The 13,521-nt window shown below is 73.1% G+C and carries 13 protein-coding genes; 6 read left to right on the top strand and 7 right to left on the bottom strand.

The genetic code is table 11. From position 1 onward, the window contains the following. Window positions 1–65: 65 nt before the first annotated feature. The 4 genes from AL2_RS39840 to AL2_RS25165 form a co-directional block, all read right to left on the bottom strand. Window positions 66–4,049, bottom strand: coding sequence for a hypothetical protein (locus AL2_RS39840; protein WP_067637638.1), 3,984 nt, complete (start codon window positions 4,047–4,049; stop codon window positions 66–68). 149 nt (window positions 4,050–4,198) lie between these two features. Continuing rightward, window positions 4,199–4,402, bottom strand: a complete 204-nt coding sequence (locus AL2_RS25155) for a PspC domain-containing protein (RefSeq protein ID WP_067637641.1) — start codon at window positions 4,400–4,402, stop codon at window positions 4,199–4,201. A 156-nt stretch (window positions 4,403–4,558) separates the two neighbouring features. After that, on the bottom strand, window positions 4,559–5,224 hold the full coding sequence (locus tag AL2_RS25160; RefSeq protein WP_245666899.1) for an HAD family hydrolase: 666 nt from the start codon (window positions 5,222–5,224) through the stop codon (window positions 4,559–4,561). Window positions 5,225–5,229: 5 nt separating this feature from the next. Then, the gene (locus tag AL2_RS25165; protein ID WP_067637889.1) at window positions 5,230–5,880 is read right to left on the bottom strand and encodes an MBL fold metallo-hydrolase; all 651 of its coding nucleotides are present in this window, start codon (window positions 5,878–5,880) and stop codon (window positions 5,230–5,232) included. A gap of 98 nt (window positions 5,881–5,978) precedes the next feature. On the opposite strand from AL2_RS25165, the gene AL2_RS25170 reads away from it, so the two are divergent. The 3 genes from AL2_RS25170 to AL2_RS37690 are packed head-to-tail and all read left to right on the top strand — an operon-like array spanning window position 5,979 to window position 8,363. Then, a complete protein-coding gene (locus AL2_RS25170; protein WP_067637645.1) occupies window positions 5,979–7,043 on the top strand; it encodes a phosphotransferase family protein in 1,065 nt (354 codons plus the stop codon). After that, the gene (locus tag AL2_RS25175) at window positions 7,040–8,137 is read left to right on the top strand and encodes an Rv3169 family protein (RefSeq protein ID WP_157438350.1); all 1,098 of its coding nucleotides are present in this window, start codon (window positions 7,040–7,042) and stop codon (window positions 8,135–8,137) included. Before AL2_RS25170 ends, AL2_RS25175 begins: the two co-directional genes overlap by 4 nt. A gap of 25 nt (window positions 8,138–8,162) precedes the next feature. Next, entirely contained in the window at window positions 8,163–8,363 is a 201-nt protein-coding gene (locus AL2_RS37690; protein ID WP_157438351.1) for a hypothetical protein, read from the top strand. 91 nt (window positions 8,364–8,454) lie between these two features. On the opposite strand, the gene AL2_RS25180 is transcribed toward AL2_RS37690, so the two are convergent. The 3 genes from AL2_RS25180 to AL2_RS25190 form a co-directional block, all read right to left on the bottom strand. Then, complete coding sequence (locus AL2_RS25180; protein WP_067637647.1) at window positions 8,455–8,754, bottom strand: Fe-S cluster assembly protein HesB; 300 nt, start codon at window positions 8,752–8,754, stop codon at window positions 8,455–8,457. A 110-nt stretch (window positions 8,755–8,864) separates the two neighbouring features. Continuing rightward, on the bottom strand, window positions 8,865–9,824 hold the full coding sequence (locus AL2_RS25185) for an LLM class F420-dependent oxidoreductase (RefSeq protein WP_067637649.1): 960 nt from the start codon (window positions 9,822–9,824) through the stop codon (window positions 8,865–8,867). Window positions 9,825–9,834: 10 nt separating this feature from the next. Continuing rightward, a complete protein-coding gene (locus AL2_RS25190) occupies window positions 9,835–10,602 on the bottom strand; it encodes an SDR family oxidoreductase (RefSeq protein WP_067637651.1) in 768 nt (255 codons plus the stop codon). A gap of 187 nt (window positions 10,603–10,789) precedes the next feature. Here AL2_RS25190 and AL2_RS25195 point away from each other — a divergent pair, with 187 nt between their 5' ends. From AL2_RS25195 to AL2_RS25205, 3 genes are all read left to right on the top strand, one after another. Then, the gene (locus tag AL2_RS25195; protein WP_245666900.1) at window positions 10,790–11,254 is read left to right on the top strand and encodes a Zn-ribbon domain-containing OB-fold protein; all 465 of its coding nucleotides are present in this window, start codon (window positions 10,790–10,792) and stop codon (window positions 11,252–11,254) included. Next, window positions 11,251–12,441: a lipid-transfer protein gene (locus tag AL2_RS25200; protein WP_067637653.1), complete on the top strand. Its 1,191-nt coding sequence runs from the start codon at window positions 11,251–11,253 to the stop codon at window positions 12,439–12,441. Before AL2_RS25195 ends, AL2_RS25200 begins: the two co-directional genes overlap by 4 nt. Window positions 12,442–12,510: 69 nt before the next feature. Then, window positions 12,511–13,170 (top strand): TetR/AcrR family transcriptional regulator, encoded by a 660-nt coding sequence (locus AL2_RS25205; protein WP_067637655.1) that lies wholly within the window; start codon window positions 12,511–12,513, stop codon window positions 13,168–13,170. Window positions 13,171–13,521 lie beyond the last annotated feature (351 nt).

The raw sequence follows: 13,521 nt of genomic DNA on the forward strand, positions 1-13,521 counted from the left end.
ATCCTCACGTATCGCCCGCCGCGAAAGGCCCTCCGACGACCTGGCCGGCGTTCGTGGTCACCGCGTTAGCGGGGGCGCTGCCGGTACATCTGGACGGCGTAGCGGAGCCGGGCGCCGACGAGGAGCGCCTCGTCCTCGGGACACGCGAGGAGCCGCGCGACCAGCTCGACGATCTGATCGTCGCTGAGGTCCGGCTCGCGCTCGGCGATGCGCCCGACGATCTCGACCAGCTCGGGCCGCTTGTACGCGGCGATCGACTGCCCGCGCCGCACCTGCACCGGGGCGGCCGGCGTCTCCTCCGGCGGAACGGGCGGCTCGGTCCTGGCACCGGGCCTGCCCCAGATGGCGGGAATGTCCGAAGGCGCCGCGGGCGGCCGCCGCTCCGCCCCGGAACCGCGCTGGTCCTGCCCCGCCGCGTCCAGGCGCCGGGGCGGCGGGCCCGCGGCCCCGCGCCCGCCCGGCCGGCCCTCGCGCGGCTCGAGCCGGGGCGCGTCCAGCCTGCGCGGCGGGACGTTCGCGGACTCCGGAGCACGCTCCGGCGGCCGCACGCCCGGTTCCGCGCGGCGCGGACCGCGCACCGCGCCGTCCCTCTGCCCGGGCGGACCGCCGTCTCTTTCCCTGGGGGGGCCACTGTCTCTTTCCCTGGGCGGACCACTGTCTCTCTCCCTGGGCGGACCGCCGTCCGGGGAGACCGGTGCCCCCGGACGCGTCTGCGGCGCGTTCGGCCCCACCACCGGCGACCGTCTCGTGGCCGCCGGGGAATCCGGCTCACGACTCGCGTCCGCGGGCACGCGGGGAGCGTCCGGCCCCGGCTGCGGCGCCTGGGCCGCCGGGGGGCGCGGCCTGCGAGCCGCGCCCTCGCCCGGGGCGCCCGGCCCCGGCGCGGGCGTGCCCGGGCGCGTGGGCATGGCGTCTTGGGCGGGGGCGTCCAGTCGGCGGGGCGGGCCGCCCGGCCGTTGTTCCGATGCAGGCGGCCCGGATCGTGGTTGCGGTGTCGCGCGGGGGGCGTGGCCCGGCATGTCGCCGCGTCTTGCCGGGGGCGGCGGCGCGGGCCGTTCGCCGGGGCGCCGGACGGCCGATCCTTGTGCGGGGGCATGCGGAGGCGGCGTGGCCGGGCGTGCCTGCGGCCGTTCTTGCGCCTCGGGTCTCGGCGGGGGTTCGGCGGAGGGCCGGGGGGCCTTGATTCCCGGGTCGGGGACGGTGTCGCGCGGGGAGGGCGACGCGGGCGCCGCGGGCTCGGTCAGGGCCTTGAAGAGGGAGGTCGTCGGGGTTATCGCCTCGTGCAGGTGGGACGGGAGGCGGGTGGCGGGGAGTGGGCCCTCGGGGGGCGGCAGGTCGGGGCCGGCGGGGCCCACGAGGATGGCCCGGGGGGCCAGCCACAGGATGTAGAGGGCCTCCGCGCCGGCCTCGTGCTCGCCGTCGACGATGACGACGTCGAAGGAGTCGTGGGCGGGCGGGAGGACGTCCGGGATGCGCCAGAGCGGGAGGATCCAGGCGGGGACGTCGGCGAGCGCGACGGCGGACGCCCAGGCTCGGGCGGCCGTGAGGGCGGTGCGGGCCGCGTGGAGTTCCTCCCGGGCGGCGGCCAGGTCGGCGCGGGTGCGGTCGGCGGCGGGCGGGGCGGCGGCGGTGGCGCGGCGGGCCCAGGTCCAGGCGTCCTCCCAGCGGCGGGTGCGGGCGGTCCAGGCCTCGTCGCCGTCGGTGGCGATCAGGAGGTTGGCGAGGTCGGGGTGGACGGCGCGGACGCGGGCGAGGAGCTCCTCGCAGCGGATCTGGAGGGAGCGCTCGTGGCGGGCCTCGGCGAGGGCGCCGAGGGCGCGGCCGTAGGCGCCGGCGTCGCGGGCGTCGACGGCCTCGACGGCGGCGGCGAGTTCGGGCGGGTCGTCGGCGGCGGCGGGGCCGATCGAGTCGCGGAGCGCGTCGAGGTCGGCGCCGGCCCGGTTGACGCCGAGCCCTTCGAGGGCGTTGCGGAGGGCGGAGGCGTAGGTGTGCCACTGGACGGGGTGGGCGAGGTTGATGCCGAAGCCGCCCCGGTCGAGGAGGCGGCGCGTCGAGTCGACGGCGCGCATGGCCTCGCCGATGCGGGCGAGGCGGGCGTGGGCGCGGACGAACCGGGTGACGCGCTCGGCGGGCGGCAGGTCGGCGGGGAAGGAGATGCCGGCGGCCTCCCACACGTACTGGAGCTCGCGGCAGGTGATCCGCACCATGAGGTCGGTGTGGACGAGGTCGAGCAGCTCCGGCGTGGTGGGCGCGGCGCCGTCCACGGTGACGGTGGTGAGGAGCGGCTCGGCCTGGCGCTGGGCGGCGGAGCGGAGCGGGCCGCGCTTCAGCGTGCCGCCGCCGGCGAGGTGGGCGCGCAGGTCCTGGGCGGCCGCGGCGAGGCCGCGCAGGTCGGCGTCGGCGGGCAGCTCGACGCGGTGGGCGCCGAGTTCGGCCAGGGCGCGTTCGGCCCACTGGGCGCGGGACGTCATCTCCGAGACGCGGGACCAGATGAGCGGGCGGCGTTCGGCGAGGGCGTCCCCGAAGGCGCGGACGGCGAGGTCGGCGGCGTTCCAGCCGCCCGGGTGGCCGTCGAGGCCGAGCTCGTGGAGCGCGGCGGTGACGACGGACGCGTCGCCGTCGAGCCGGGCGAGGAGGGTGACGTCGCTGTCGGCGAGGCGCTGGGACAGGTCCGTCCTGGCGCGTTCGGCCCGCTCGGCGGCGGTGACCTCGGCGTCGATCAGGGTGCGGACGTAGGCGGCGCTCGGCAGCGCACCCGGGTCGACGTCGCGCTGCGCGGTGCGGGCCTTGCGCGCGGCGCTCTCCTCCGCGAGGAGGACGACGAGTTCGGCGGCCTCGGACCGGGAGATCGGCGGGGTCGGCGGCATGTCCGGCCGGACCGGCATCCACGACAGTTCGGGCTCTTCGTCGCGGCGGTCCTGTGCGGGTTCGTCCGCTTCGTCGTTGGCGCGTTGGGTGAGCTCGGTGACCCGCCGATCGGCGGCCCGCTCGCGCTCGGCCGCCGCCTCCAGGTCAGGTTCGGCGGCGCGGATCGCGTCCGCGACCTGGGCGGCGGTGGCCTGGTCGGTCGCCGCGAGCGCGGCGAGGCCCTGCGGGAGGGCGGCGCGGAGCGCGGCGGAGGCGGCGGGCCCCGACGTGGCCACGAGCACCCGGTGGCCGCGCGAGAGCAGCCCGGTGAGCAGGTCGGGGACGGTCTCCGGGGCACGCTCGGGTACGTGCAGGACCTGCGGTTTCCCGGCCACGAGCCGCGCCAGCCCGGCCGGCACGCCGCGCGGCAGCAGGCTCAGCAGCGTGGCGTGGTGGTCGGCGACGGCGGCGCGGCCCGGCGGCCGGACGACCAGGGCGGGCGCCAGCCGGATGCGCGGGGCGGGCGAGACGGTGTCGGTGTCGGGCGTCCAGTCCTCGCGGTAGTCGGCGGGGGTGGTCAGCGCCACCTGGCACCATTTGCGGAGGACGTCCCCGACCGACGCGTTCAGCCCGAAACCCTGCCCGGTCTGGACGGCGTCCGCGATCCAGCCGGCGGGCCGGAAACCGGGGTGCCCGGACAGCAGTTCCCTGTCGCGCAGGGTCGTGTGCCCGGCGAGGACGACGTCGATGCGTTCCGTCCGCTCGTCCACCACGATCCGGACCGGCGTGCAGAGCAGATGGTCGTGGACGGCCGGGCGCCATGACAGCAGGCCCGTCGCCAGCACGACCTCCTCGTCGGCCAGCTCCCGCAGGAGCCGGTACCAGTTGCGGAGCCCGAGCCACCCGTCGAACTCGTCCAGCACGACGGGCGGCGTGAGCGGGATGACGGGGACGCTGAACAGGACGTCGCCGGGCCCGGCGTCCGCCTCCACGTAGACGTCGCCGGGCAGGCCGGCCAGCCAGTGGACGTGGTCGTGGTCGGCGAGGTCGCGGGACGGGCGCCGCCGGGCCCGCGCCAGGTCGCGCAGGAACCCCAGCAGCCGCGCCGCGTACTCGGCCTCGCGCGCGGCGGCTCCGTCGCCGGCCGGGCCGGCCCGGCCGGGCCGGGCGCTGCGGCCGGGACCCGGGGCCTGCTCAGGCACCGCGGCTCCTTCCCTTCCCACGGCGGGGCGGACACCTTCACGCCCGGCGGTCCCCGCGGCGGCGACCGGACGGCGGAAGAGGTCCGATGGTGGTGCCCCGATCTAACACCCAAGGGCGGGCCCGGTCGAGCGCTATCAATGATCTTGAGTTACCGGGTGGACGCCATGTGGCGGTCCTCGTTCGGCATCATCACCCACAGGACAAGGTAGACGACGAACTGCGGGCCCGGCAGCAGGCACGACAGCACGAAGAGGAGCCGGACGGTCCCGGGGCTCATGCCGAACCGGCGGCCGAGGCCGGCGCAGACACCCGCGATCATCCGGTCGTTGCGCGGACGGTAAAGGCCGTTCATGGGTTCTTCTCTCCCCGTTTCGTCGAGTGGTGAACACGGCCGCGGGTTTCGCGGCCACATTCCCCACGCTACGAACCGGACGGCACGTCCCACATCCGCCATACGTCCCGTTCCCGAGCCATACTCCGGGATTAGGGGACGTCCCCTAGGGGCGCCCTACGGGGCGTTGTACTCGGCGAGGAGCTTCGGCAGGCCGACCAGGTCGTCCAGGACGAACAGGCACTCGCGCAGCGCGTCGTCGTCCTCCTGGATGTGCCCCCAGGGGCCGCGCCGCAGGAACGCCGCCCGCATCCCGAACTCCAGGGCGGGGCGGACGTCGTTGTCGATGCGGTCCCCCACGTAGAGGACGCGGTCGGGCAGCACGTCCGCGAGCTGGGCGCAGCGTTCGAAGAACTCGTGGGACGGCTTGCTGACGCCCCACACCCCCGAGATGCCGACGACCTCCGCGTCCAGGCCCAGCGCCGCCATCTGCGCCGCCGCCTCGACGGGCTGGTTGCCCGCGATCCCGACGTAGAGGCCCTGGTCGCGCAGCCCGGACAGGCACGCCCGCGCGTCGGGGTACAGGTCGTCGGCCCCGAACCCGTTCGGGACGCCCGCCCCCGCCCGGCGCCGTTCCTCCTCGGCAAGATCGAACCCGGGCCGGAAGTACTCGAAGAGGTCCCGGTAGTCGCCGCCCAGCGCGAGCACCGCGCCCAGCTTGGTGAGGAACGTGTGCCTCGGCACGCCCAGCCAGTCGGCCCAGCGCCCATAGATCTCCCCCTCATTGATGAGGGTCTCGCCGATGTCGAAGAACACGGCCTGAACGGGCCGGGGTGTGGACACTCGGTTCACTTGGCGGCCAGTTCCACGGAGGTGCCGGGGGACAGGCGGCGGAAGTCCTTGCCGAGTTCGTCGCCGGCCCTGGTGACGGCGGTCTGCATCACTGTGAGGCCGATGTCGTTCAGCAGGCCGTCGTGGATGACGAAGGCGCGCTCGGGGCCGACCTCGCGCGTGTAGGAGAACAGCTCCGTGATCTTCATCCAGGGCGCGTTGCCGGGCAGGCACAAGGTCGGGACGGGCTCGGACGGGACGGTGAGCGCGTCGCCCGGGTGGAAGACCTCCCCGTCCACGAGGAAACCGACGTTCGGGATGGGCGGCACGTCCGGGTGGAGGAGCTCGTGGTCCTCGCCGTAGACGTGGACGTCGAACCCGGCGATGGTCACGGCGTCGCCGTGGCCGACCTGGTGCACGCGTCCGCCGAGGTCGGCGAGGTTCTCGGCGACGACCCGGGACGTCCAGACCTCCAGCTCCGGGCGCTCGGCCATCGCGGCGCGCAGAGCGTCGGCGTCGAAGTGGTCGAAGTGCTCGTGGGTGATCAGGACGGCGTCGGCGGCGGCCAGCGCGCCGGACGCCTCACTGAAGGAACCGGGGTCGATGACGATGGTGCGATCGTCCTCGGCGATCTGGACGCAGGCGTGCCCGAGCTTCGTTAGACGCATCCGGCCATGGTCGCACGACGGGGAGGCCGGGCCCATTGACCGCCCCCCGGCTCCTTGATAGAACACGTTCTACTTTGGTTCGGCGCAAGGAGGCGGCGATGCCCGTTCCCGACCAACGCGATCCCGAGGTCACCAGAAGCGCGCTGGCCGACTGGCTCGCCGGGCACCTGCCCGGCGTCCGGATCCCTCATGTGGAGACCCCGCAGACCAGCGGATTCTCCAACGAGACACTCATCTTCGACGCCGAGTGGACGGACGGCGGCGAGACCAGGCGGGAGCCGTTCGTCGCACGGGTCGCCCCCACCAGGTACCAGGTCTTCCCCGAACCCCGATTCGAGAACGAGTACCGGCTCATGCGGATCCTGGACGAGCGCACGTCCATCCCGGTGCCGCCGATCCGCTGGTACGAGCCGTCGACGGACGTGCTGGGCGCCCCGTTCTTCGTGATGGGGCGCATCGATGGCCGCGTCCCGACCGACATGCCGCCGTACCACACCGGCGGCTGGGTGACCGAGGCCGAGCCGGACGAGCGGGCCGCGATGTGGTGGTCCACCCTGGGGATCCTCGCGGATCTGCACCGGCTGGACGTCGGGGAACTGGGACTCGGCTTCCTCGACCAGCCCAAGTGGGGGGCGCCCGGTCTCGACCAGCGGCTGAACTACTACGAGCACTACCTGCACTGGGCCTACAAGGGCCCGCAGGAGACCGCGCTCAAGGCGCTCGCCTGGCTGAAGGCCAACCGTCCCGAGGAGCCGGACGCGCCCGTCGCGCTGTGGGGCGACTCCCGCATCGGCAACGTGATCTTCCAGGCCGGCGTGCCGAAGGCCGTCCTGGACTGGGAGACCGCGGCGCTCGGCGCGCCCGAGGAGGACCTGGCCTGGTTCATGTTCCTCGACCGGCACCACAGCGACGGGATGGCCGCGGAAAGGCTGGACGGCTTCCCGTCCTACGCCGACACCGTCGCCCGCTACGAGGAGCTGCTCGGACGCCCGATGCGGAACATGGCGTACTACGAGATCCTTTCCGGCTTCAAGTTCTCGGTGATCATGGCCCGGATCGGGCAGGCGATGATCGACTTCGGCTGGATCGACGAGACCTCCGACTTCCCCTACAACAACAACTGCACTCAGCTGCTCGCGCGCATCCTGGAGGCCGGCCGGTGACGCTCTCGCCGCTCGACGACTACCCGATCCACCAGGCGCCCGAGGTGATGCGCCACGTCACCACGTCCGACCGCAACTTCTACGACCGGTACTACTTCAACGTCCACCCCTGCTCGGACGAGATGATGATGCTCATCGGCGTCGGGCAGTACCCGAACCTCGGGGTGATGGACGCGTTCGCGGTCGTGCGGCGCGGCCCGCTGCACAAGGTCGTCCGGGCGTCGCGCGAGCTGGGCGACGACCGCATGGACACCACGGTCGGCCCGTTCCGTGTGGAGGTCATCGAGGGCTTGAAGCGGCTCAGGGTCGTCCTGGACGAGAACGAGCACGGCCTCTCGTTCGACCTCACCTGGGAGGGGACGATCCCGGCGACGCTGGAGCCCCCGCATTACCTGCGCTGGCAGGAACGCGTCGTCTTCGACTCGCGGCGCCTCGCGCAGACCGGCCGCTGGACCGGCACCATCACGGTGGAGGGCGAGACCATCGAGGTCACGCCCGACCACTGGTGGGGGTCCCGAGACCGCTCCTGGGGCATCCGCCCCGTGGGCGAGCCAGAGCCGCCGGGCATCCAGATCAAGAACGCGGGAACGTTCTACTGGCTGTACACGCCGATCCAGTTCGAGGACCACTCGATCCTCTGCATCATGCAGGAGGACGAGAAGGGCCGCCGCATCCTGGAGGAGGCCACCCGGGTCTGGCCCGACCGCGAGACCGAGTACCTGGGACGTCCCGAATACCGTCCCGTGTACGCCGAAGGCACCCGCGACGTCGTCACCGCCACGCTCCGGTTCGCGCCGCCTGGCGGGGAGCCGTTCGAGGTGAGGGCGACGCCGATCCTGCCCGTCCACCTGATGGTCGGCACCGGGTACGGGCTGGAGCCCGACTGGAAGCACGGCATGTACCAGGGGCCGGACATCAAGGTCCAGGGCGTCGCCTACGACACCCGCAAACCGGACGACGCCGCCCGCATGTGGGGCATGGTCGACGCCGTCGGCCGCTACGAATACCTGGATGGAGCGCAACCCACCGATGCGACCACCGGCTACGGCCTCTACGAGTACTGGGCCCTCGGCCCGCATCCGTCCTTCGGCTGAGACGGGATCTGCCAGACTGGCGGTCGTGACGACCCCGCCTTCGCCCGACCCCCCGGACGCGAGACGGCCGTCCCGGCAAGAACTGGACCGGCAGGTGCGCAACCGCTACGGAACCTGGCGCGACCAGCCGCGCGGCCTGGCCTGCGCGGTGATCGCCGCCTTCATGATCCTCACGACGGCGGCCTTCGTGTTCGCCGTGGTCGCCGTCGTCGCGGCGATGCGCTGACAGAACGGCGATGCGCTGACAGAGCTGCGTCGCGATGACAGAGCGAGACCCCGGGCGCCCGGCGAGGGGGCCCGGGGTCTCGTCCCGCGCGTCAGGTAGGGGTTCCCTCGGCCCCCTCGGCGATGGTGAACGCGACGTCTCCCTGCGGGTCGACCTGCGCGTCCAGGGTCTTGTCGTCGAGCATCTCGGCGACGGTGGGCTCCAGGTAGACCTTGGCGCCCTCCTCCTCGACCACCTGGTCGCCGGCCTCGGGCGCGGGGGCGACCGAGAGCCGCAGGGCGTCCGAGCCGTCGAGCCCGGACTCGATGCGGATGCCGGTCTCCGGAGGAAGCTCCGGGTTCGCGGTCACAGTACGAATGACCTGGACGGCACCGCTGGTCAGGGTGAGCACGATCAGCTCTCCTCACGTCTCTGTCGTTCTCATATCGGATCTGCCCCACCCTCCCCGATCGGCATGGCGGCAAACATCGAGACGTGAGCAGCCCGTGAGCAGCCGGAACGTCAGTCCGCAGCCGGGGCCAGCGCCCGGACCGCCTCCGCCGCGGAGAGCCCGCCGCCGGGGACGACCGCGATGACCGGCGTGGTCAGGCCGCCGTCCACGTACTCGCGGATCCGGGCCCGGCACGCCTCGGGCGACCCGTGCACGATCAGGTCGTCGACGACCTCGTCCGGGATGACCTCCAGGGCCTTCTTCCGGTCGCCGGCCGCCCAGGCCTCGTTCATCGGGCGCAACGCCTCACCGCGTCCGAGCCACTCGTGGAACGCCCGGTAGACGGGGACCGTCATGTACGCGGCGATCATCCAGCGGCCGATCGCGCGGGCCTCCCCGGCGTCGGCGGTCGGGCACACGAACAGCCGCGCGATCAGCTCGGGCTCGTCGCCCAGCTCGCCGCGCACCGTCCGGACGTCCTTCGGCGCGAGCCAGTTCGTGATCGCGCCGTCGGCCTCCCGCGCGGCGAGGCGCAGCATGCCGGGACGCAGCGCCGCGAGGACGATCGGCGGCGGCACGGCGGGCGCGTTGTCCAGCTTGAATCCCCTGACGGCGAAGGTGTCGTACTCCTCCTTCACCTTCTCCCCGGCGAGCGCCTTGCGGAGGAAGCGCAGCGTGTCGCGCACCCGCTTGTACGGCTCGTCGAACGGGATGCCGTTCCAGCGCTGCACGATCGTGTCGGACGAGGTGCCGATGCCGAGCACGAACCGTCCGGGCGCGAGGCCCGCGAGGGTCGCGGCGTGCTGGGCCAGCAGCGCGGGCCCGCGCGTGTAGACCGGGACGATCGCGGGGCCGAGGCGCAGCTCCGGGCCCCATTGGGAGGCGAGCGCCAGCGGAGTGAACGCGTCGGTGCCGTTGGTCTCGGCGGACCAGGCGTCGGTGTAGCCGAGCCCGGACAGCTCGGCGACGATCTCGCGGTGCTCTGCCAGCGAGAGCCCGGTCAGCGGAATGGTCAGTCCCCAGCGTGACATGCGCGTCCTCCTAGGCGATCGACGGGCGGATGGTGGCGCCGCCGTCCACGACCATGGTCTGCCCGGTCATCCAGGACGAGGCGTCTCCCGCGAGGAACACGGCCGCGTTCGCGATGTCCTCGGGCTCGCCGAGGCGGCCGAGCGGCATGTACTTGCTGATCTCGGCCTCGTTCGCCTCCCACAGCGCGCGGGCGAGCTGGGTCTTGACGAGGCCCGGCGCGATGCAGTTCACCCGCACCTTGGGCGCCAGCTCCATCGCGAACTGCCGGCTGAGGTGGATCACCGCGGCCTTCGTGGCGTTGTAGTAGCCGATGCCGTGCTCGGTGACCATGCCGCCGACGGACGCGATGTTGATGATGGAGCCGCCGCGCTCGGCCATGGACGCCTTGAGCGCGAGCTGCGTCCACTGCACGACCGCGTACTGGTTGACCTCGACGGTCTTCGCGGCGGCGGCGGGCTCGATGTCGGCCATCGGCCCGAAGTAGGGGCTGGTGCCGGCGTTGTTGACCAGGATGTCGATGCCGCCGAACCGCTCCACGGCCGCGTCCACGCAGGCGGCGGCCTCGTCGGCATGGCCCACGTGCGCCGCCTTGGCGAGCACGCCCACGCCCGGGTTCGCCGCGCCGATCTCCTTGGCGACCTCGTCGCACGCCGCCTGCTTGCGGGACGAGATCACCACGTTGGCGCCCTCGGCGGCGAACGCGGCCGCGATCGCCTTCCCGATGCCCCGGGACGCACCCGTGACCAGGGCCGTCCTTCCCTCAAGTCCAGTCCGCATCCGCGCGCTCCCTACTCGCTCCCACCCCGGTGGCGGCAGTGGGCAGAATCCGACTCGGTTCACTGTAGCGAAGTGACTGACGCGTCAGTTAGCTGGCCCGGCGATCCGGTCCCGCTCACCGGACGCGCATTCTTTCTAACGATCGTTTGGTTGTTACGCTGCGCCGGACGACACGAGGAGGGGCCGCGTGACCACGACCCGCGTGAGCACACCCAAGGAGCGCCGTCCGGCCGTCGAGGGCTGGTTCACGACCGCGGACGGCGACGTCCGCCTGCTCGGAACCCGCTGCTCGTCGTGCGGAACGCCGTACTTCCCGCGCAACGAGCTGGCATGCCGCAACCCCGCATGCACGGGGCCGAAGGACGGCTCGGAACTGGAGCAGTACGCCCTGTCCGGCCGCGGGCGCGTCTGGTCGTACGCCGACTCGCGCTACAAGCCGCCGCCCCCGTACGTCTCCCCCGACCCGTTCGTCCCCTACACGGTCGCGGCCGTCGAACTCGAAGCCGAACGCATGGTCGTCCTCGGCCAGGTCGCTCCCGGCCACACGGTCGACGACCTGGAGGTCGGTATGGAGGTCGAGCTGACCGAGGGCGTCCTCTACGAGGACGACGAAGCCGAATACACGGTCTGGATGTGGAGGCCCGTCGAATGAGTCGCGACATCGCCGTCCTCGGCGCGGGGATGCACCCGTGGGGCAAGTGGGGGCGCAACTTCGTCGAGTACGGGCTCGCGGCCGCCCGGGCCGCGCTCGCCGACGCCGGGCTCTCGTGGCCGGACGTCCAGTACGTGTCGGGCGCCGACACCATCCGGAACGGGTACCCGGGGTTCATCGCGGGCGCCACGTTCGCGCAGGCGCTCGGCTGGTCGGGCGCGCGGGTGTCGAGCTGCTACGCGGCATGCGCCTCCGGGGCGCAGGCCATCAACACGGCGCGCGCGCAGATCCTCGCCGGCCTGTGCGACGTCGCCCTGGTGGTGGGCGCCGACGCCGCCCCGAAGGGCTTCTTCAAGCCCGTCGGCGGCGACCGCCCCGACGACCCCGACTGGCTGCGCTTCCGCCTCCTGGGCGCCACGAACCCGATCTACTTCGCCCTCTACGCGCGCCGCCGCATGGCGATGTACGGCGCGACGCTGGACGACTTCGCCGCCGTCAAGGTGAAGAACGCGCGGCACGGCCTGGCGAACCCGAACGCCCGGTACCGCAAGGAGGTGACGGCGGAGGACGTCCGCGAGTCCGCCGTGGTCGCCGACCCGCTGCGCCTCCTGGACATCTGCGCGACGAGCGACGGCGGCGCCGCCCTGGTCCTCACCTCGATGGACTTCGCCCGCCGGCACGGCGTCACCGACCCGGTGCGCATCCCGGCGATCTCGACGGTCACGCCGACCTTCCCCAAGACCGTCCTGGACCTGCCCGACTTCGCGACGGACTCGGCGATGACCGCCGCCGCCCCCGAGCGCCCGTTCCGCTCCGCGATCGCGCACGCCGCCTACGAGGAGGCCGGCCTCGGCCCCGAGGACCTGTCGCTCGCCGAGGTGTACGACCTGTCCACGGCCCTCGAACTCGACTGGTACGAGGACATCGGGCTGTGCGAGCAGGGCGGCGCCGAGGAGCTGCTCCGCTCCGGCGCCACGACGCTCGGCGGCCGCGTCCCGGTCAACCCGAGCGGCGGCCTGGCCTCCTTCGGCGAGGCGATCCCGGCCCAGGCGATCGCGCAGGTGTGCGAACTCACCTGGCAGCTGCGCGGCCGGGCCGAGGGCCGCCAGGTCGAGAACGCCAGGGCGGGCATCGCGGTGAACCAGGGACTCTTCGGCCACGGCTCCGCCGTCATCACCGTCCGCTGAGGGGTGTGGACTCTCCGCGCGCCGTGAGACGATCCGCTCGGCGGTTTGTCGCGAGCGCGGGGAGCGGTGATGGATCGGGACGGTGTCGGCGAACTGCGGCGGCTCCCCTCGGGCCGGCACCGCCTGTCCCGGGACTACGTCGCGAGCCACCAGGTGTCCCGCATTCTCTCGGCCGTCGTGGACATCGCCGGAACCGACGGGTACCGGAGCCTCACCGTCGATTCCATCATCGCGAATGCGGGCGTTTCCCGCGCCACGTTCTATGTCCATTTCAAGAACAAGGACGACGCCTTTCTACACGCCTATGACCTTGAAGTCGGGCAAATGATGGACAGCGTCGTGGACACCTACCGGGAGGAGCCGGACGCGCTCAGCCGGGTCCGCGCGGGCGTCGGCGAGTTCCTCCGCTACCTCGCCGCCCACCCGCGCGCGGCCCGGATGTGCGTGATCGAGTCGTTGTCCGCCGGGCCGGTGGCGGCGGCCCGCCGGGACCGGACGCTCGCCGCGTTCGCGCAGGTCGTGACCGACAACATGCACGAGCTCTTCCCCCACTACCCGAGCCCGGAACTGCTGGCGGAGACGGTCGTCGGCGGGATCTACCAGGTCGCCTACGCGCGGATCTCGCGGGGCGAGACCGACCGCCTGCCGGAGCTGCTGGACGGCCTGCTGCACACGTTCGCGCTCCCCGACTCCGACCGCTGGGGGCCGGACGCGCCCCGGCGCGAGTAGGGGTTCGGCCCCTTCCCGAATTGGCGAAAGGCGCGCAATTCCGGGACGCGCCAGGGTATTCCTTGTGCCTGCCGCTGGTCCGGTTGAGGCCACGGCACAGCCCCTCTCCGCAGGACCAAGGGTGTTCGTCCAGTTGAAGCCCGCAATGCCGGCCGGCCGAGACGGGCCCGTTCGAGGTGTGGCCGGATCCGGCCAGCGGGAACTCAAACCGAAATGACCATCGAGTCAGCTCCGCGGCGGCCGGCCGGCGCCCGCACACGCTGCGCGTTCACCGGCGACCACCGCGCAACGTGACGGACACCACACGGCCACCGGGCCCCTATTCGGACAAGCGCCGGGCCGGTAACCCGA

The sequence above is a fragment of the Actinomadura latina NBRC 106108 genome, assembly GCF_001552195.1.
In the GTDB taxonomy this organism is placed as follows: Bacteria; Actinomycetota; Actinomycetes; order Streptosporangiales; family Streptosporangiaceae; genus Spirillospora; species Spirillospora latina.